Here is an 18,741-nt window from a genome sequence, read left to right as displayed (position 1 = left end):
CTGACGTATGCCAAGATACGTCAGTTTCAGCTTTTTTACGAAGAACCTCTGCTGTAAGATCCCGCGAAACCATAGAATCACTAAAATCAACTTGCAGAACAGATTGAACTTCATCAGCAGTCTAAGGCGTCTTTGAATCAAAGACGCTTTTTTTATTCCACGACGGATCAAAACAAGAATTCAAATTATAAAAGCTATTAATTATAATACGGCATAAGCTGCCAGATATTTTTGAGTAATACGCCTTACATTAAAACAAAAAAACATCTATGTTATTACAGGCAACTAAATCAACCATGGAGCATGACATGAACAAAACATCCCCGTTAAAATCAATTGCCGTAAAAACAGCAGCTCTGGTAGTCTTGGCACTCGCTATCGAAGGTTTTTTGATTTCCTTTTTCACCAATTATAATCTCGACAAATTTATAGAAGCCCGTTCCCGGGAGTATCGTCTGGAAATTGAAACCGAGGAAAAAAACAAGCTGAGTGATTCGGTTGAACTGGCTTACAGTGTTGTCCAATCATACTATGACCGTTCTAAGGATATTGAATCCCTGAAAAAAAGCGAAGCCGGCAAGCTCCAAAAAATCATCGATACTGTAACTGCCCAGGCTGAGAGTATATATAGTAAATTTAATGGCATACTCCCACCTGAGATAGTTCAGGACCGTATAAAAGCCGTAGTTGAGGGAGCCAGATACGATGACAACAATTATGTATGGATTCATGATCTTGATAACAGGATGATTGTCCATCCAAGTAAATCACTAATAGGCAAGGATCTTTCAGGACTGAAAGACCCCTCCGGTATACATTTCGTTGCTGAGATGAGCAGGCTGGCAGAAAAAAACGGGCAGGGAACGGTTTCCTACCTATGGGCCCGGCAGGGTGAAACCGAACCGAAACTCAAAATATCCTACGTCCGCTTTCTGCCTGAGCTCAAGTGGGTCATCGGAACCGGGTCCTGGGTTGAGGATATTACCGCCAGGATGAAAAAAGAGGCTCTGGAACAAGTAGCCAAAATGCGGCTGGGTGAAGATAAATATTTCTGGATCAATGATGCCACCCCCCGCATGATTATGCATCCGATCAAGCCGGCACTTAACGGAAAGGACATCTCCGGCACAAAGGATAGCAAGGGCAAAAAACTGTTCGTAGAAATGGTTCGGACAGTAAAAGAAAAAGACGGGTCCGGTTTTGTAAAATATTGGTGGGACAACCCCGTAACCGCCAAAGAAGCTCCAAAACTTTCATACGTCAAGGAATTCAAACCCTGGGGCTGGATAATCGGAATGGGTGTCTATATCGACAATATTGACGCTATGGTCCAAAAACAAAAAAATGAATTCAAGACGACTATAACTACCATAGAAACTAAATCACAAATAGCCTCTTTTATATTTATTGTTATCGTAACTGCGATCTGCCTTTTTGTTCTTCGCAGAGGGCTGAACAAACCACTTGCTAAACTTGTCGATTATTCCAGTAAAGTAGCTGCGGGAGACCTGAACTACACCCTGAATGGTTCTTTCAAAAAAAACAGTGAAATGGATATACTTAAAGACTCTCTTGAACAGATGGTCTGCAGTCTCAAGGACAAAATAAACGAAGCGAACGAACTTAACGAGATCAGTGATCTTGAAAGAAAAAAAGCTGATGAAGCGCGAGCTGAGGCTGAAGCTGCAAAAGAAGAAGCTGAGCAGGCTAAGATCAAAGGAATGAATGACGCGGCAGACATGCTTGAAGGTCTGGTCAACGACCTGTCCTCGGCATCTGAGGAACTCTCCGTTCAGGTTGATCAGGTCAACAGCGGAGCAGAGAATCAGCAGCAGCGGATAGCTGAAACAGCAGTGGCGATGGAAGAAATGAACGCCACAGTGATGGAAGTAGCCCGCAACGCGTCCGAAGCTGCCGAAAGTGCCGAACAGACCAGGCAAAACGCTGAGGAAGGATCTGCAATTGTAGATAAATCTGTCGAGGCCATCGTACAGGTTGAGACTCATTCCACTGAACTAAAAACCAATATGGCAGAACTTGGAAATCAGGCCGAGGCCATCGGCGGTGTATTAAGTGTAATCACGGATATTGCCGACCAGACCAACCTGCTGGCACTTAACGCAGCCATTGAAGCGGCCCGTGCAGGAGAAGCAGGGCGTGGATTTGCAGTTGTGGCAGATGAAGTGCGCAAGCTGGCGGAAAAAACCGTGCAGGCCACCAATGAGGTAGGACAGGCAATAAACAACATCCAACAGGGTGCCACGAAAAATATCGACAGTGTCGAAAACGTGACCCGGACAGTTGCAAGAGCAACGGATTTTGCCGACGAATCCAAGGAATCACTAAGCCGCATTCTGGAACATGTGAACTCCACATCTGACCAGATCAGATCAATAGCTACTGCTTCTGAACAACAGTCAAGCTCAAGTGATGAGATCAACCGGGCGGTGGAAGATATCAAGCTGGTTTCAACAGACACAACACAGGGAATGTCTCAGGCAAGAGACGCAATCTCCGAACTGGCAAGGCTTGCATCAGAACTTCAGATGCTGATGAACAAGCTGCGTGAAACATAATAGATATACTTACAAACATCCCGGCCCTGATCAGGGCCGGGATGTCGACTGACGACAAAGTCAAATATTTCTAATCAATCTTGCTGGTACGCCCGAAAAGTTCAGTCATACTTCCAAGTTTTTCGCGGATAAGCGGAGTAAGCTGACCGGGAGTCAGTTTCCAACCCCAGTTGCCTGATGCCTCACCGGGAACATTCATCCTTGCACTTCCGTCAAGATTCAGGAGATCCTGAGCCTGAATAATACACAGGCAACCGACACTGGACATTAAAAGCCGGATCAACTCCCAGGATACTTTTGAATCGTCCATCCAGTCCCGACCAAGATAGGACAGCAGATGCCTCCGGCTGACTTTGTCCGCATCATCGAGAAACCATCCCCGGTTGGTGTTGTTGTCATGTGTCCCGGTGTAGACTACGGAATTGCGTTTATGGTTATGCAAGGCATCACCGCAATAGCCGATATCCTCTCCGAAAGAGAACTGCAGGAGATTCATGCCCGGAAACTGGAACCGGTCTTTCAACCAGATGACATCCGGAGTGATATGCCCGAGATCCTCGGCAATTATGCGCAGGCATCCTTCATCGCAGGACATTTTTTCAAACAATTCATGGCCGGGTGCGGGGACCCAATATCCTTCCATGGCCGTTTCTGCATCTGCAGGAACCTCCCAGTAAGCTGAGAAACCCCGAAAGTGGTCAAGGCGCACCCAGTGATAAAGACCCAGATTATGCTTCATGCGGCTTATCCACCAACCGAAACCATCTTCCTTGATAACGTCCCAGTTATAGACAGGATTACCCCAGAGCTGCCCGGTTTTACTGAAATAATCCGGAGGAACTCCGGCAACACAATAAGGCCAGCCCTGTTCGTCCAGCTTGAAAATATGTCGATTGGCCCAGACGTCAGAGCTGTCGTGTGTAACATAAATTGGCACATCACCGATCAGTTCAACCCCGATTTCTTCGAGATGATCCTTGAGCTGTCCCCACTGCCGGAAAAAGATCCACTGGCAGAATTTAACGAATAGAATCTCCCTATATAATTTCTCACCCCAATGTTGGAGTCCCTCCGGATAACGATCCCTTATATCTTCAGGCCATTCTGTCCAACTGGCATTGTCAAAATGTTTTTTAAGTGCCGCATAAAGGGCAAAGTCATTTACCCAATGCATATTATCCCAGATGAACTGATTGAAAAGCGGCTCATCTGGAAGGGAATCAGCAACACGGGAAAAAGCCCTGCGGAGAAGTTCGTCCTTAATCCTTGCAGCTGATTCGAAGTCGGCATGATCTCTGTCCGGCTGAGTATGTTCAATAATTTCTTCATATTCCAGAAGGCCATAATCAACCATCAATTCGGGACTTATCAGCAATGGGTTGGCCGCGTAGGCCGAAAAACCCGAGTACGGAGAATTACAGAGCTCGGGGCCTGTAGGGGTAATAGGCAGAACCTGCCAGAATCTTTGGCCTGCCTCAGCCAGAAAATCCGCAAAATCGTATGCTGCCGGTCCCAGATCGCCGGCACCGAACCGGGAAGGCAGTGAAGTGAAATGTAAGAGGACCCCGCTTGAACGCTTCATAAAAAAACTCCTTGCTCTGCTGGTATGGATCAGTACGAGGGGACGATTTAAACCATACCATAATGCAGAGCAAGGGGGGAGAAGTAAAGCCGGATTGATTTCTTTCCTGTTAATTTCAAATAAAAGTATCTATTTCAGAATAAAAAAATATGGCGAAGGACTGCGGAGCCATAACTATTGACTCATTTGCGGGGAGAATTCGCGGTAAAGGTTCCGCAGTCCCGCCAAAGACTCTGGATGCGCTGTAGATGTCACGCACCCATACTCCATCAGGAAGAAATCTGTAAAGATCACAATCTGTTTCTTCACGGTTGAAATTAAAAAGAACTGCGGCGTAATCACGTACACTTGAACTGCAGTTTCTCAATAACAAAATAATTCCAGGTGAAATCTCCTGAACCTGACATCTTCCGCGACAGGGTTCACTGACAGCAGGATGCTCCTTACGTATTTCAAGAAGCCTGCGGTAAAGCGAAAGCATTGCCTGTCCCTTATCGGATTCTATATTCTGCCAGTTCAGGCAGCAGTCGGAATATATGGATTCATCAGAGGGAGAAGCCGCCCCAGTTTGCTTTTCCGCAGCACACTCACAGGCATCATTGAAAAAGTGAAAAGGAGAGGACTCTCCATACTCTTCACCCATGAAAATCAGAGGTATATAAGGTGAAAGTATTGTTACTCCGGCAGAGAGTTTAGCCGCCTCAAATCCGGCTTTCTCTATAATACGGCAGCCGTCTCCGCCATCTGGTTCAAGGCTGTGCCCCTGCGAGTATACAACCAGTTCAGAGCCTATAATTTCTGAACGGCTGCGCCCCTGAAGCCTCATGTAATGCGAAGAAAGCTCCCCCCTGTAGGCAAATCCATACTGAAGTGCGCAGACGATGCGCTCAGGGTCTTTGTAGTCATTCAAACGTCCGCTTCTGTCGCCGGTCAGCCTGCAGACCAGTGAATTACGAAAATCATCATTATATAAGGCGTCTGCACCGTAGCCACCTTCATCAAAAGAAAGAACCGGGCGAAGTGAATTACGCTTATCTCCGGTGATGAGGACACAATGCCTTGAATTTTCCGAGGCGAAATCCTTAACTCTGAGTGATAACTCCTCAATAAAATGAAGCGGAGTCTGGTCAATTATGCTGTGCGCATCGCTTATCCGCAATCCGTCCACATGATAATCCCTAAGCCAGGACAAAGCGCACTGAATATAAAATTCCCTTATTCCTATACTGAACCTGTCATCAAAATTGACCGCCCTGCCCTGCTCCAGATTGTATTTTTTGCTCAAAAATGGCGGATAAAATGCCGTCAATTCATTGACAGGCGTAAGAGCTGCGAAATTAACATCCACAATAACGGCCACTTCACGAAGATGACATTGCCTGACCAACTCTTTGAACTCTTCAGGAGTTCCATAAGAATTGTGAACAGCGTAAGGGAAGACAGTATCGTAACCCCATGACCTGCTGCCTGAAAACTGGGAAACCGGCATTAATTGCAAAGTATTTATTCCCAATTCACATAAATAATCTAGGCGTTCCAGAATACCGGAAAAGGTCTTCTGCGGGGAAAACGCCCCTACATGAACTTCATAAATAAGCATTTCGCTCATAGGCAGCCCGGGGAAGGAATCCCCTCTCCAGTCAAAAGAATGATGGTTCACCACCACGGAAGAGCTTTTCGAACCTTCAGGCTGGAACAGAGACGCCGGGTCCGGCACATCGATAAAGTCATCAACAGTAAAAGAGTAAGCAGTACCGGACTCAATTTCGGGAACGATCAAATCGTGAAATCCAGTCCCCGAAGAAATCATTTCAAGCCGCACCACTTCCTTTTTTTTAATCGATATTTCAACTCTTTTAGCATCAGGAGCAAATATTCTGAAAGAGCATTCACCATTGCTGTGAACTCTGGCGCCGAAGTATTTTTTTTCCATTTAAAACTCTTTTAGAAATAATTTTGTTTTTTGCTTACCGATAATGTATACTATTTACAAATGTCGGCTCGTCTTTTGCAGTGGTTTATGTAATTGCATCATGAAAGAACAGTATCAGGAGGCAGACCATGACTACCGATCACAATCCCCGAGCTACTGAGGAACAGGTTAAAATCGCTCAGGCTATGGGCGGAGAACATGCTATCCTGCATGAACTAGATTTTCAGGATATCGCAATCTCCACCAACGCCGTAAAAACCCTGAAAAAAGCAGCTTCCGCAGTTATGCACAGATATCTGCCCGGAAGCCGTCCTGAGAAACTTACTAATTCCCAGGCGATAGCCTTTTTCATAGACCGAGTTTTCTGGGACGAAGAAACCAGAGGGCTTATACTCTGTGCTGATGTCGCCCAAAGAAGCTTCTGTATCCCGATTCCCAGCGAACACTGGCATTTAAAAAACGATCTTGGAACTATTCAGTAGTTATTTTTTATCAGTTTTGCAAGTGCAAATAAATAAAAAGGGAGTTAATACTCCCTTTTTTTTAATTTCATCTATATAGGGAAAGCTATTTAAATACCCACAGACGTACACTTCTACGACAATAATGTAAAGCACATGTAACTGCGGGGTAACACACAGAGTTCGGGCAGAGGTTAATGTGAATAATCAAAATTAAACGCATGGAGTTCTAAATGGTTCATGAAAGTTGCCCGGACCTTTTCCGATTAAGATCGCCTTTTGAAGATCCCTTCAGGGGAGCTTTGTTTTCCATTCTGGAAAAACCTTTATCCAGCCTGCTTTGTCTCCAGCGGCTTAATTCACTTTACAGTATTGCCCAGGATGAAAAGCACTGGGACGGCCAGACTGACTTCGTCAGCAAGGCCCTGAAACTGCTCGGAGTTAACACTGAGATGGATGAATCCCAACTCAAGGCAATACCCAAAAGCGGTCCTTCTGTTGTTGTGGCCAACCATCCTTTCGGTGTTGTGGAGGGATTATTTCTTATCAGAATGCTTAAAATGGTTCGTCCGGACGTCAAAATCATGGCCAACTTCATGCTCGGGCTCATACCTGAAATGAACGAACACCTTATCGCAGTGGACCCTTTCGGCCGAAAAGACTCTCATGCGGGAAACATCTCAGGTCTTAAAGAAGCTGTAAAATGGGTAAAAAGCGGCGGTCTGCTGGCGGTATTTCCGGCGGGGGAAGTGGCAAGTCTGAAAATCAAGGACCGCAAAGTTGAAGATCCGGACTGGAGCCCCACTGTCGCCGGCATCATCAAACGTACGGGAGCCACAGCCACTCCGGTATTTTTCAATGGCCGCAACAGCGCCTTGTTTCAGGCCATGGGCATGGTCCATCCGAGACTGAGAACAGTTCTCCTGCCTCGTGAGAATCTCAAGAAGAAAGACAGCCCGGTTGAATTTGCCGTGGGGAACACCATTTCCAACGGCCGCCTGAGCTCTTTCGATAACAACCGCGAAATGATCGAGTATTTGCGATTCAGAACCTACATGCTGCGTTCAAGGTTCAAGAAAAAAAAGCCCGCCTTACCTGTTTTCAAAAAGAAAGAACAGCCTCTCAGTGAAAAGATCAGTCAGGACAGAATCATAACTGAACTTGAAGCACTGGGGCCGGACTGTCTACTGGCTCAAAACAATGAATTCTCTGTATACGAAGTACATTCTTCCAAATGCCCTTTCACTCTCAGGGAAATTGGCAGACTGCGGGAAAAGACTTTCCGCAAGGTAGGCGAAGGAACTGGCAAGGCCGTGGATGTAGACCGCTATGACAATACTTTTATTCACCTTGTTCTCTGGAGCAGGGAAAATAATGAGATAGCCGGGGCCTACCGCTTTGCTAGAACAGACGACCTTATTGAAAGGTTCGGGCTTAACGGGGTATACAGCCACTCATTTTTTCGTTTCAATCCCGAATTCTTCAATGCGGTAACTCCGGCACTGGAACTCGGACGCTCTTTTATCCGTTCCAGATATCAGAGAAACTACTATTCCCTGATGATGCTCTGGAAGGGTATCGCCGGTTATTTGGTCAGAAACCCCAAATACCGCTACCTCTTCGGATGTGTAAGCATCTCCAATGACTACAAAAAGATCTCGCGCGAATTCATGGCGGAGTCGCTTATGGCCACCAGCTCCCGTGAAGATCTTTCCGGCCTGATATCCCCGGTAAAGCCCCTCAAGCTCAAGAAACTTAAATACTGGAAAAAGTCACTGCCACAGTCCGCGTTTACCGACCCCACCGACCTGGACAGAGTTGTGCAGGATATTGAGGGAGGTAAAGGAATTCCCGTTCTTCTGCGCCATTATCTTAAACTCGGGGGCAAGCTTGCAGGATTCAACGTGGACCCAGATTTCGGCAACGCGCTAGACGGACTGATTGTTGTTGACCTGTTACAGACCTCTGAAAGAAGCCTCAAAAAATTCATGGGCAAAGACGAAGCTGCAGCATATCTAGAGTACCACCGGAAAGTAGCTCCCACGCCTTTTGACAAAAGTGGTGGTGATGGTGAAAAGGTTGCCGTGTAGTCAGCAGGGCCTTTCATAAAGCAACTCAACAATCCATAACATACCTTAACAGCAAAACAGAGCCCCGTAATATCCGATCGGATATTACGGGGCTTATTCATGTCAAATTCAAGCGTACTTGAGTCAGCAGACGTTTTAAATTAAAGCATCAGCTTTTCAAGCTCACTGCAAAAACCTTCAAGATCATCTTCGGTTGTCGCCCATGATGTCATCCAGCGCACTTCGTTGGTAGACGGCTCCCATACATAAAAAGGAAACTTTTCCTGCAGCGGACCGGTAACTTCTTCAGGAATTACGGCGAACACTCCGTTAGCTTTCACCGGACGGGTTATCGTAACACCTTTTATTCTTCCTGCTCTCTCAGCGAGCCTTGAGGCCATTGTATTGGAATGCTCGGCATTGCGTTTCCAGAGATCGTTACTCAGAAGAGCCTTGAACTGGGCGCCGACATATCTCATTTTGGAGACAAGCTGCATCCCCTGTTTACGCACATATTCGAAATCCTTTCCAAGATCCGGATTGATAAACACGGCAGCTTCGGCACACATACATCCATTCTTTGTTCCTCCGAAGGAGACCACATCAACTCCGCAATCAACTGTCATTTCCCTGAGACCTACCCCGAGAGCGACAGCTGCGTTGGCAATCCGTGCCCCGTCCATATGCACAACCAGACCGCGTTCATGGGCAAAATCACAGATGGCTCTTATTTCGCTGAGGGAATAAAGAGTTCCCAGCTCTGTGTTCTGGGTAATTGAGATAACCGAAGGCTGTGTGCGGTGAACATCTCCCAGATCACCCAGAAGTGAATGGAGAGATTCAACACTGATTTTGCCATTTACGGTTTGTGCATGGACAAGCTTCAGTCCCGCAACAGCCTCACAGGAACCGCACTCGTCCACAGTGATATGTGCGCAGTCCGAACAGATAACGCTGTTCCAGCTGCGTGTAAGATGTTTAAGAATAAGGGTATTGGTGGCAGTTCCGGTGGCGAGAAAAAACACTTCAGCCTGATCACCGAAATGCTCCCGGAAAAGCTCTACAGCTTCAGCGGAGACAGGGTCAGCACCGTAGGAAGACATGTGATCGGAGTTGGCTTGAAGTATGGCATCCATTATCTCTGGATGCACACCGGAATAGTTATCACTGGCAAATGAACGCATGAAAATTCTCCATAATAAGAAAGGCCTGTGTCCGGAACGGCACAGGCATGAGTTTGATAACAAAGTCAAAATCATCAGACTGTTGAGGAAGTATCAGATGCAAGGCGCAAGGAAAAGACTGGAACGAAGCGTATTTAAGCATACGTGAGTTTCAGTATTTTCCGCAGCAACGACGCAGGTGGTACTTTATCAGCGGTCTGAGGCCCGTGCCCGGAAAGGCACAGGCTTATCGTGTTCCGAGAAAAAATTGATCAGTCAAGATGCGGAGTAACTAAGGGATTCAGAAAGTCGTAAATAAGGTCGGCCATAATCCGGTAACCTGATTCTCCGGGATGTACACCATCGCCCCTGCCGATATCGTCAAGATAGGCTTCGCTCTGCCGCAGGCTGAGATTAATATCAAGGCATGGAATGTCAAGCTCGGCGCACAGCTTCACTAAAGAATCAGAAAGCATTTTAGTGCTTTCATCCCGCTCCTGGTCGCTCATGGGCGGCGGACAGATGAAACAGGTTCTTTGCTCAGCAGCTGCCGGTCCAAGTATATTGAGGGCGTTTGAAACACTCTGCTCAAGACTGATTCCTTTGGCAAAATCAGGAGCCCCGAAACTGGCGACAAGCAGACTTGCTGAACCACGGGCTATCCTGCTGTATACTTCCTGTTTCCAGCGATCTTTGATGTGCTCGGTGCTGGAGGCACGCACACCCAGATTATATGCTGTAATTCTATCGCCCTGCGGGTCGAATTTGCGGCAGACACGTCCGGTCCAGCCAAGCCATTTCGGATCATTCACCCCAAGTGTCAGGGAATCTCCCAGAAAAAAGAGTTGCATTTCCATTTTCCTTTAAAGTTGTTATGTTATAGAGAATTATGCAATCTGAACTGTTTTCATATTCAGGATACACAATTACGCTGCAGGAGTTAAGATTTACAATGGCACAGAGGAAAAAAGCTCCATGCAAATGATTATCATGTTGATTATCAAATAAAAAGAAAGTACTCAAAATTTCGAATATCGATGGTGGGGGATCAGATTAAATGAATTCAGAAAAAGTAATAAGCTTCCGGGATGTAAACTTCGGTTACGGAAAGCATCAGGTGCTTAGCAGTGTTAACTTCGATATATACAAGGGAGACTACCTTGCCGTCATAGGTCCTAACGGCGGAGGCAAAACCACGCTGCTGAAACTTCTGCTGGGCCTGCTTCAGCCCCGCAAAGGTCATATAGACATATTGGGGCTTCCACCGGGTAAACATGCCGGACAGGTCGGCTACATGCCTCAATACACCACAGTCTCCGAGAGTTTTCCAATCACTGTTCGCGATGCTGTCCTGATGGGCAAAGTTTCACCCGGCCTTAAAGGAGTATTCGGCCTTAAATTCAAAACGGGCTCGGACAACGCCGTTGAAACCGCCCTTGACCGGGTCGGAATGCTAAAACATATCAACCGCAGGATATCCGATCTTTCAGGAGGCCAGAAACAAAGGGTTTTTATAGCAAGGGCAATTGTTGACCAGCCTAAACTGCTGCTCCTGGACGAACCAGCCGCCAGTGTGGACCAGGCCGGAAAAAGCGGACTCTACTGCCTTCTACGCGAACTCAACAATGATATGACCGTGGTCATGGTCAGCCATGATATCTCCGTTCTCGGACAGGGAGTCAAATCCGTGGCCTGCGTGAACCGCAAAGTGCACCTGCATGATCAGCCGAAAATAACGCGCGAACTTCTTGATGAAACTTATGGGCAGACCGAAAAAGGATACTGCCCCATTGAACTCATTACTCACGGAGAACTACCTCACCGGGTACTGGAATATCATAATGATTCCGGCGAAAAGAATGGAGGAGACTGGAATGCTTGAAGCACTGAGCTTTGAATTCATGCAGAACGCACTGATTGCCGGGGTGCTTGCATCCATAATCTGCGGGGTGATAGGGGCTCTCGTAGTCGTGAACCGAGTAGTGCTGCTCTCCGGCGGTATAGCCCACGCTTCATATGGAGGAGTCGGTCTGGCCTTCTTTCTGGGACTGCCCATGCTCCCTGTAACAGCGGCCTTTGCTGTATGCTCCGCCCTGCTCATGGCCCTTGTGACCATGCGCGTGAAAGAACGTGCGGATACGTTTATCGGCGTTATGTGGGCAGCAGGCATGGCTCTGGGGATCATTCTGCTGGACATCACCCCCGGATACAATGTGGACCTTATGAGTTATCTTTTCGGAGGGATTCTCGCCACACCCCAGTCAGACCTCATACTGATGGGCTGGCTTGCCGGAATCGTTCTCATTGTGGTTTTCAGTTGCTACAAGGGATTCTGGGCCATGTCATTTGACGAAGAATTCGCGCGGGCCAGAGGAGTTCCGGTCACTGCACTGTACTTCATAATGCTGGCGCTTATCGCCCTCAGTGTTGTAATGGTCATCAGGGTTGTCGGGCTGATTCTGGTCATCGCGCTGCTCACAATACCACCCCAAATAGCGGAAAACAGGACTTCATCGCTGCATACCATGATGCTCCTTTCCGCGATACTGAGTATGTTTTTCTGTGTAAGCGGCCTGCTGCTTTCCTACGAGTTGAATCTCTCTTCAGGGGCAACAATCATTGCTGTGAGTGTGGCCGGGTTCGCACTGTCGGCACTTATGACAAAATTAGGCTCCGGACGAGAATAATATCATCCAGATGAAGGCTATTTCCGACCTATATAATAAAATCCGTTGGAAGTATTCCCGTTCATTGTAGTATAAACAACCTTCTCATATTCGAGCGAATCAAAACGGTTTAGCAACAGCTTTATTCTTTCATCGGAAAAATGACGCAGGACCGCTCCTCCTTCAAGCTCGAAAACTCCATAGCAACCATGTTTTGACTCATACCTGCCATACCGGTCAAGATTACGCTGATCGGTATTGAGCAGGAAATCATTGATATAAATAATCCCTCCGGGCTTCAGAACCCGGTAGATTTCATCAAGCAGAGATTCCTGTTCCGAATCCAGAGGAATGCAGGTAAGCACCGCCACCAGCAACACAGCATCACAGGAATTGTCTTCAAATGGGATAAGCCCGTTTTCAAGAGGTCTTATCAAAAGGCTGCCATCCATCGCGGCAGCTCTGTCCCTTAGCGCTCCGGATGGTTCCACTCCCATTACATTTGTGAATCCCGCAGCACGCAACTCACTCATGACACGACCGTACCCGCAACCGACATCCAGAACAGCTTCGGATTTATCTACATATCTGCTGAATACACTCAATTGAAAAGGTGTGGAGTATTTTTTTTCAGCTCCTTTGCCTTCCCAATATTTCATATGCTCATTTTTACCACTGCTCATTTCAGCACCACTTAATTAATTTCTTATAAATCACGCATTGCGCAAAGATGCAAAATTGTATCTCGACCGTCACAACACTGAGACGAAATTCATTACGCCCAGTCGTATAAGCCCCATAGTCAAAAAATAAATTACTGCTTTCAACAACACATTTGGAGGTTAGTCATGAATTCTGCTGAAAGGACTCTCATTAAAAAACATCTCGAAAACCAGCTTGCCGAACTTCACGAGCGCATCAGCTCCAGAGACACAGCGGTTGAAAACTGCGCCGATGACAATGAATACGCATCCCGCATCAGTGAACAGAAAATCAACCTGGCCCTGCATGTCCGTGAGACCCAGCTGATCACAGAAATGGAAGACACCCTGAGCCGCGTTGAACACTGGGACTTCGGAATCTGCGAAGAGTGCGGTGAAGAGATCGGTATCGCCCGAATCAAAGCTAAGCCGACCACCCGCTTCTGTGTCTCCTGCCAGAGCCGCATGGAAGAAGAAGGCCAGCTTGGTCGCGTAGGTTAAGACTTCATCACCGCTTGAACAAGCGGTTTTTTTATATCCGCGGCACAGCTTCGCGGCTTTTATTCCCTCTGCCGGAATGATCTTTCGGTTGCTGAAGAACTGTGCGCCTTTTCACTCAAGGCGCACAGAGGGATATATCCATCCTTTTCCTTTATTACCGGACATAAAAAAGGTAATGGGTAGCTATGACTTCAGCTTCGGAAATATCAATCATCATTCCGGTCTATAAAGAGCAGGAAGGGATCAGCCGCTGTATTCTAAACGCCAGATCTGCCTGCGGGACTGATGCCGAAATAATTGTGGTAGACGGCTCTCCTGACGGTTCAACGTTAAAGGAAATAGCCGACGATACCATTGTGACCCTGAAATCCACTCCCGGACGGGGCACACAAATGAATGCCGGAGCCAAGGTCGCTGCCGGGGACATACTGCTGTTCCTACATGCAGACACGATACTACCCGCTAAATCTTCAGAACTGATAAGGGAAGCTCTTGCCGCACCAGCGGTGACGGCAGGTGCATTCAAACTTTCCTTCGATTCATCTTCAAAATCGCTAAGATTAATAGCTTTCATTGCTAATCTACGGTCCCGTATTGAGAGGGTTCCTTACGGCGATCAGGCGGTTTTCATCAGAAAACAAACATTCTTTAAGCTCGGATGTTTCCCGCAGATATCACTTATGGAAGACGTTGAATTCTTCCGTAATATCAAAAAAAAGCGCCGTGAAATAATAATCCTTCAGGAAGCTGTCAAAACTTCCCCGCGGAAATATGGGACAACACCTTTTCGCCGCAGCTTTCACAACACTTTACTCCGGCTGTTGCACTTCTGCGGCACTAAACCGGAAACTCTGGCCCGACTCTACCGCTGAAAGGATTAAGATATTGCAGAGCGTCTTATTATTTTTCATAAAATACCCACATCCCGGAAAGGTCAAAACCCGACTTGGAAAAGATCTAGGAGATGATCAGGCCGCCCTTCTATACAAATCATTTGTAGAGGATATGCTGGAAAGTTTTGATCTATCAGAAATTAACTTAGTGGTTTTCTTCGATGAATCTGTGCCTCTGCACGATTACCGGAACTGGCTTGGGGATAGAATTTTCAGCCCGCAGAAGGGAACGGATTTGGGAGAAAGAATGGCAAACGCGTTTGCTTCCGCCTTTAAGCAAGGCTACGAAAAGGCCGTGTTAACCGGAAGCGACCTCCCGGGTTTGAATCCTCAAATTATCCGGGAAGGTTTTGAGCATCTGGAAAATTCCCCCGCCTGCATTGGACCCGCAAAAGACGGGGGATACTATTCGATAGGCTTTCGTAAAAAGAACTTCACAGCTGAGATATTCGAAAATATTGAATGGAGCACATCGGCTGTATACAACCAGACAATGGAAAGATTCAGAGAAAACAGAATTAATGCAGCAGTCCTGCCCTGCTTTTCCGATGTGGATAACCTTGAAGAACTTGAATCACTCCTGCAGAATCAGGAAGCCACAGAACTTTGCCACAGAACAGTAGCAGTGGCAGAATCAACCTTAATGCAAAGGCAGAAATAACCCAAATTCTGCAAATCCAGAAGAGAATATATCCCGTCCAGATTCTGTTTAGAGTCATCATTTTTAAAGTCAGGAATAGAACAGATCAGATAGGCTACAGCCCAAACTCAGACTGACCTGAACAATAAAATTATCTCAGAGATCCGCGAGCCGCGCTTAATACTCCACAATATTAAGAAGGTCTTCATTCTGGGGTTTGACGCGGGTAAAGCGCAGCCGGTCACAACCTAAATCATCAAGGACCTCTATCCGCCAGTTCCCTCCTGAGCCGAATCCGCTGAGGATTTCCTCACGTATCCCCAGCCTGATTTGGAATTCAACAACGGGGTTAGAGGTCGAGTCCAGATGATTGACAATCATCGGCACGAGGCCGCAAGTAACCGCTTTAAGATCAACAAGTTTGCTATCCATTTTATTTTCCGACACAAAAATTTTCAAAAATTGAGTTGAGAACTTCCTGAGGAGTGATCTCCCCGGTGATTTCCGATAAAGCACTGGTCGCAGCCTCAAGCCTCACACCGAGAAGGTCATAAGGGATCTGCATATCTATATCATGAACAAGCTCTTCAAGCTCAGCCAGAGCCCTTTTTAAAGTGACGGCCTGACGGGAGTTGGGGACCAGTTCATCGGGGTCGGGCTCTCCCGAACCTTTAAGAATTCGTTCCCTTATGATTACTGCAAGTTCGTCGATACCCTGTCCCTTTTTAGCCGAAATTTCAAGGACCTCGTATCCAGCCTCACGCATAACCTGTGCCGGAGACGGGTAAGCCTGTTCAAGATCGGCTTTGTTGATTACAGCGAGACACTTCCCGCTTTCAACAGAAAACTGCGGATCTATATCTGTAAGTGAAAAAGGCTGTGATCCATCAATGATCAGCAGAACCATATCAGCCTGCGAAGCGAGATCACGTCCCATGTCAAGCCCTGCCTGTTCTACTGCATCATCAGTTTCACGTAACCCGGCCGTATCAACCAATCGGACCTGCAATCCGTCAAGATTCAGCGTCTCTTCGATAAAGTCACGGGTAGTGCCGGGAATATCAGTTACAATAGCCCGGTTGCGCCCGAGAAGTGCATTCAGGAGGCTGGATTTGCCGGCATTAACCTTACCGGAAAGTACGGCAAGAGCACCCTCGCGCCAGGCTTTGGTTCTTTCTACTCCTGAAAGAAGACCGGATATCTTATCTGCAGCACTTGCTACCTCGGATTTCATCTCATCCAGAGGCAGGCATTCGAGTTCATCTTCAGGAAAATCAACAGCCACGCAGAGCTGTGCCCGCAGATGTTCAAGACGTTTGCGCAAAACCTCAATCCGCTCCCCAAGGACACCTGAAAGCTTAACCCGGGCCAGTTGCGCAGCACCTTTCGACGGAGCATGAATCATTTCCGCTACCGCTTCAGCCTGTGTAAGATCCATACGCCCGTTAAGAAACGCGCGTAGTGTGAACTCACCGGGATTGGCAAGCCGCGCGCCGCGGGAGAGTATTTCCTCAAGCACTGCCCGCAGAATAGCCCGTCCGCCATGACAGTTAATTTCAACAGTATCCTCGCCGGAATAAGATCTCGGACCGGGCATGAAAACAGTCAAAACATCGTCTATTTCAGTTCCTGAGCTGTCTACAATACAACCGTAGTGCATTTTATATGGCTGAAATTCGGTAAAAGATTTTATGGCCGGTTTGAATATATCAGCGGCAATGCTGTGAGCATCTTTACCGCTTATGCGGATGATCCCAACGCCTCCATCTCCGGGAGGGGTCGCAATAGCTGCAATGGTTCCTGTGGAAGTTAATGACATTTCATGTCCTCAAAATAAATAAACCCCGCAGACAAGGTCCACGGGGTTCATGCATGTAATAATCAACCGCTCGTGAACGGAACGGTTAGCGGTTGTAACGTTCGCTGTTGAAACCGTCCGGTCCGCCTTCTTTATAACGGTCATTGCGGCGGTTGTTCTGACGTGGCTGGCGGTTGCCGTAGCTGTCGTCATATCGGTTGCCGTAATTATTGTTGTAAGGGCGGTTTCCGAAGTTTTCGTCACGACGGTTTCCGTAATTCTCATTACGGCGGTTCGCTGTATTCTCATCACGGCGGCTGCCGTAGTTTTCATTACGGCGATTCGCAGTATTCTCATTACGGCGGCCACCGTAACTTTCGTTGCGACGATTACCGTAGCTTTCATTACGACGGTTCCCGTAGCTGTCGTTACGGTTGTTGCCGTAGCCTTCGGGACGGCGGTTACCGTAGCCTTCATTACGGCGGTTGCCGGTACTCTCGGTACGCTCGTAACCTTCATTGCGATCCCGACGACCGCGACTGCGATCATTACGGTCATTACGGTCATTTCCGCGGGCATTGTAACGATCATTTTTTTGATAATTATCGTTACGGCGTCCCCCGCCTCCGCCACGTCCGCGACGGGGAAGAATCAGGACCCTTTTCATGGGGCCGTCACCCTTGCTGCGGGTATTGACGTATTTATCTTCCTGCAAAGCCATATGTACCACCCGGCGGTGATAGGAACTAAGAGGCTTGGTGGACTGAACGCGCCCGGTATGCATGGCCTTGTCGGCAAGGTGCCATGCCAACTGGCGCAACTTCTCGTCCTGACGCTCACGGTAATCACCAGTATCAATCTGAACTCTCACGGAGGTCTGCAGCTTTTTGGAGACCATTCTATTGCAGAGATACTGCAGTGAAGAAAGAGTCTGCCCTTCACGCCCGATAATCAGCCCAGAGTTCTCCTCATCATTGACAAGAACATTTACCCGGTCTTCACCAACCTCAATTTCAAGATTGGGTTTGTCTTGGATAATAGGCTCAATCATAACCTCAAGAGCTTCACGTACTGCGGCAGCGATTTCTTCGGGATCACCTTCCATAATGCTGCGGCGCTCGGTATATTCTTCATCTTCAGGCTCGTCGGAAGCACTTTCGGAAGTGTCTTCTTCGTCCCTGCTTTCCGACACAGCCGGAGCAGGGGCTTCTTCCCTGACTGCCACTTCAGCTTCAGGCTTTACAGCCATTTCACTTTCAGACTTCAGTGCGAGCTCTGAATCCTCTTTAACTGCAATTTCTGTTTCATCCTTAACAGCCACTTCGGACTCAGGCTTTGAAGCAGGAACTTCAGGCTCGGTGTCTTGTGTTGAAACATGTTCCTTTGCCGCAGCAGATTCGGATTCTTCTCTGGCTGCCGGTGCTTCCTCACGCTGTTCAGGTGCTCGGGGAGCACGCTGTTCGGGTCTTTCGTTTCCACGCTGGCGAGATCTGCTTTTTCTGGAATCTTCCCTTGCAGAATTCTGTTTCTCGCCTCCTCGTGGGCGGGCTTTTACTTTAGCATTCTTTTTTCCAACCAGTCCGAAAACACCGGTGGACCCCCCACTTAGAATTTCAATTTCCAGTTTGTCGCGATTCAGACTGAAGTGATCACAGGCATTGCTGATCGCTTCATCCAAATTTTTCCCCTGGAATTCCATGAATTCACTCATTCTATCTCCTGGTTATGTTCTTCACTCCAATAATCCGGCCAGCTTTG

General features: G+C 47.5%; 16 protein-coding genes. 8 read left to right on the top strand and 8 right to left on the bottom strand.

Annotated features, from left to right (window positions below; all coding sequences use genetic code 11):
* The first annotated feature begins 308 nt into the window (after window positions 1–308).
* Window positions 309–2,576, top strand: coding sequence for a methyl-accepting chemotaxis protein (locus ACZ5PW_RS07965; RefSeq protein ID WP_464559649.1), 2,268 nt, complete (start codon window positions 309–311; stop codon window positions 2,574–2,576).
* A 70-nt stretch (window positions 2,577–2,646) separates the two neighbouring features.
* Here ACZ5PW_RS07965 and malQ read toward each other — a convergent pair whose 3' ends face one another.
* Both malQ and ACZ5PW_RS07955 read right to left on the bottom strand, forming a co-directional pair.
* Entirely contained in the window at window positions 2,647–4,158 is a 1,512-nt protein-coding gene (gene malQ, locus ACZ5PW_RS07960) for a 4-alpha-glucanotransferase (RefSeq protein ID WP_464559647.1), read from the bottom strand.
* 115 nt (window positions 4,159–4,273) lie between these two features.
* Window positions 4,274–6,091 (bottom strand): alpha-amylase family glycosyl hydrolase, encoded by a 1,818-nt coding sequence (locus ACZ5PW_RS07955; RefSeq protein ID WP_464559645.1) that lies wholly within the window; start codon window positions 6,089–6,091, stop codon window positions 4,274–4,276.
* A 128-nt stretch (window positions 6,092–6,219) separates the two neighbouring features.
* On the opposite strand from ACZ5PW_RS07955, the gene ACZ5PW_RS07950 reads away from it, so the two are divergent.
* The gene (locus tag ACZ5PW_RS07950) at window positions 6,220–6,573 is read left to right on the top strand and encodes a hypothetical protein (protein WP_464559643.1); all 354 of its coding nucleotides are present in this window, start codon (window positions 6,220–6,222) and stop codon (window positions 6,571–6,573) included.
* A 212-nt stretch (window positions 6,574–6,785) separates the two neighbouring features.
* On the top strand, window positions 6,786–8,642 hold the full coding sequence (locus ACZ5PW_RS07945) for a lysophospholipid acyltransferase family protein (protein WP_464559641.1): 1,857 nt from the start codon (window positions 6,786–6,788) through the stop codon (window positions 8,640–8,642).
* A 140-nt stretch (window positions 8,643–8,782) separates the two neighbouring features.
* On the opposite strand, the gene ACZ5PW_RS07940 is transcribed toward ACZ5PW_RS07945, so the two are convergent.
* Window positions 8,783–9,805, bottom strand: coding sequence for a threonine aldolase family protein (locus ACZ5PW_RS07940; protein ID WP_464559639.1), 1,023 nt, complete (start codon window positions 9,803–9,805; stop codon window positions 8,783–8,785).
* Between the two features lie 251 nt (window positions 9,806–10,056).
* Window positions 10,057–10,635 carry a GDSL-type esterase/lipase family protein gene (locus tag ACZ5PW_RS07935; RefSeq protein ID WP_464559637.1) on the bottom strand — a complete coding sequence of 193 codons (579 nt, stop codon included), beginning with the start codon at window positions 10,633–10,635 and terminating at the stop codon, window positions 10,057–10,059.
* A gap of 206 nt (window positions 10,636–10,841) precedes the next feature.
* Between ACZ5PW_RS07935 and ACZ5PW_RS07930 the strand changes: the two genes are divergently transcribed.
* Both ACZ5PW_RS07930 and ACZ5PW_RS07925 read left to right on the top strand, forming a co-directional pair.
* Complete coding sequence (locus ACZ5PW_RS07930) at window positions 10,842–11,666, top strand: metal ABC transporter ATP-binding protein (protein ID WP_464559635.1); 825 nt, start codon at window positions 10,842–10,844, stop codon at window positions 11,664–11,666.
* Complete coding sequence (locus tag ACZ5PW_RS07925; protein ID WP_464559633.1) at window positions 11,659–12,471, top strand: metal ABC transporter permease; 813 nt, start codon at window positions 11,659–11,661, stop codon at window positions 12,469–12,471. Before ACZ5PW_RS07930 ends, ACZ5PW_RS07925 begins: the two co-directional genes overlap by 8 nt.
* 17 nt (window positions 12,472–12,488) lie before the next feature.
* Here the strand turns inward: ACZ5PW_RS07925 and ACZ5PW_RS07920 are convergent, their stop codons facing one another.
* Window positions 12,489–13,133: a class I SAM-dependent methyltransferase gene (locus ACZ5PW_RS07920; RefSeq protein ID WP_464559631.1), complete on the bottom strand. Its 645-nt coding sequence runs from the start codon at window positions 13,131–13,133 to the stop codon at window positions 12,489–12,491.
* Between the two features lie 165 nt (window positions 13,134–13,298).
* On the opposite strand from ACZ5PW_RS07920, the gene ACZ5PW_RS07915 reads away from it, so the two are divergent.
* From ACZ5PW_RS07915 to ACZ5PW_RS07905, 3 genes are all read left to right on the top strand, one after another.
* Window positions 13,299–13,652 carry a TraR/DksA family transcriptional regulator gene (locus ACZ5PW_RS07915; protein ID WP_464559628.1) on the top strand — a complete coding sequence of 118 codons (354 nt, stop codon included), beginning with the start codon at window positions 13,299–13,301 and terminating at the stop codon, window positions 13,650–13,652.
* A 185-nt stretch (window positions 13,653–13,837) separates the two neighbouring features.
* A complete protein-coding gene (locus ACZ5PW_RS07910; RefSeq protein ID WP_464559626.1) occupies window positions 13,838–14,524 on the top strand; it encodes a TIGR04283 family arsenosugar biosynthesis glycosyltransferase in 687 nt (228 codons plus the stop codon).
* On the top strand, window positions 14,424–15,206 hold the full coding sequence (locus ACZ5PW_RS07905) for a TIGR04282 family arsenosugar biosynthesis glycosyltransferase (RefSeq protein ID WP_464559624.1): 783 nt from the start codon (window positions 14,424–14,426) through the stop codon (window positions 15,204–15,206). Before ACZ5PW_RS07910 ends, ACZ5PW_RS07905 begins: the two co-directional genes overlap by 101 nt.
* A gap of 156 nt (window positions 15,207–15,362) precedes the next feature.
* Here ACZ5PW_RS07905 and ACZ5PW_RS07900 read toward each other — a convergent pair whose 3' ends face one another.
* From ACZ5PW_RS07900 to ACZ5PW_RS07890, 3 genes are all read right to left on the bottom strand, one after another.
* On the bottom strand, window positions 15,363–15,617 hold the full coding sequence (locus tag ACZ5PW_RS07900; protein ID WP_464559622.1) for a hypothetical protein: 255 nt from the start codon (window positions 15,615–15,617) through the stop codon (window positions 15,363–15,365).
* Window position 15,618: 1 nt separating this feature from the next.
* Complete coding sequence (gene mnmE / locus ACZ5PW_RS07895; protein ID WP_464559620.1) at window positions 15,619–17,004, bottom strand: tRNA uridine-5-carboxymethylaminomethyl(34) synthesis GTPase MnmE; 1,386 nt, start codon at window positions 17,002–17,004, stop codon at window positions 15,619–15,621.
* Window positions 17,005–17,089: 85 nt separating this feature from the next.
* Entirely contained in the window at window positions 17,090–18,694 is a 1,605-nt protein-coding gene (locus ACZ5PW_RS07890; RefSeq protein ID WP_464559618.1) for a Jag family protein, read from the bottom strand.
* Window positions 18,695–18,741: the final 47 nt, after the last annotated feature.

The sequence above is a fragment of the Maridesulfovibrio salinus genome, from assembly GCF_055394525.1.
The sequence above is the reverse complement of the archived record's forward strand: the minus strand, read 5'-3'. Positions and strand labels throughout refer to the sequence as shown.

Excerpts from the sequence above, each read along its gene's own strand:
- ACZ5PW_RS07965 (WP_464559649.1), top strand. The coding sequence starts at position 309 with ATGAACAAAACATCCCCGTTAAAATCAATTGCCGTAAAAACAGCAGCT.
- malQ (WP_464559647.1), bottom strand. The coding sequence starts at position 4,158 with ATGAAGCGTTCAAGCGGGGTCCTCTTACATTTCACTTCACTGCCTTCC.
- ACZ5PW_RS07955 (WP_464559645.1), bottom strand. The coding sequence starts at position 6,091 with ATGGAAAAAAAATACTTCGGCGCCAGAGTTCACAGCAATGGTGAATGC.
- ACZ5PW_RS07950 (WP_464559643.1), top strand. The coding sequence starts at position 6,220 with ATGACTACCGATCACAATCCCCGAGCTACTGAGGAACAGGTTAAAATC.
- ACZ5PW_RS07945 (WP_464559641.1), top strand. The coding sequence starts at position 6,786 with ATGGTTCATGAAAGTTGCCCGGACCTTTTCCGATTAAGATCGCCTTTT.
- ACZ5PW_RS07940 (WP_464559639.1), bottom strand. The coding sequence starts at position 9,805 with ATGCGTTCATTTGCCAGTGATAACTATTCCGGTGTGCATCCAGAGATA.
- ACZ5PW_RS07935 (WP_464559637.1), bottom strand. The coding sequence starts at position 10,635 with ATGCAACTCTTTTTTCTGGGAGATTCCCTGACACTTGGGGTGAATGAT.
- ACZ5PW_RS07930 (WP_464559635.1), top strand. The coding sequence starts at position 10,842 with ATGAATTCAGAAAAAGTAATAAGCTTCCGGGATGTAAACTTCGGTTAC.
- ACZ5PW_RS07925 (WP_464559633.1), top strand. The coding sequence starts at position 11,659 with ATGCTTGAAGCACTGAGCTTTGAATTCATGCAGAACGCACTGATTGCC.
- ACZ5PW_RS07920 (WP_464559631.1), bottom strand. The coding sequence starts at position 13,133 with ATGAGCAGTGGTAAAAATGAGCATATGAAATATTGGGAAGGCAAAGGA.
- ACZ5PW_RS07915 (WP_464559628.1), top strand. The coding sequence starts at position 13,299 with ATGAATTCTGCTGAAAGGACTCTCATTAAAAAACATCTCGAAAACCAG.
- ACZ5PW_RS07910 (WP_464559626.1), top strand. The coding sequence starts at position 13,838 with ATGACTTCAGCTTCGGAAATATCAATCATCATTCCGGTCTATAAAGAG.
- ACZ5PW_RS07905 (WP_464559624.1), top strand. The coding sequence starts at position 14,424 with ATGGGACAACACCTTTTCGCCGCAGCTTTCACAACACTTTACTCCGGC.
- ACZ5PW_RS07900 (WP_464559622.1), bottom strand. The coding sequence starts at position 15,617 with ATGGATAGCAAACTTGTTGATCTTAAAGCGGTTACTTGCGGCCTCGTG.
- mnmE (WP_464559620.1), bottom strand. The coding sequence starts at position 17,004 with ATGTCATTAACTTCCACAGGAACCATTGCAGCTATTGCGACCCCTCCC.
- ACZ5PW_RS07890 (WP_464559618.1), bottom strand. The coding sequence starts at position 18,694 with ATGAGTGAATTCATGGAATTCCAGGGGAAAAATTTGGATGAAGCGATC.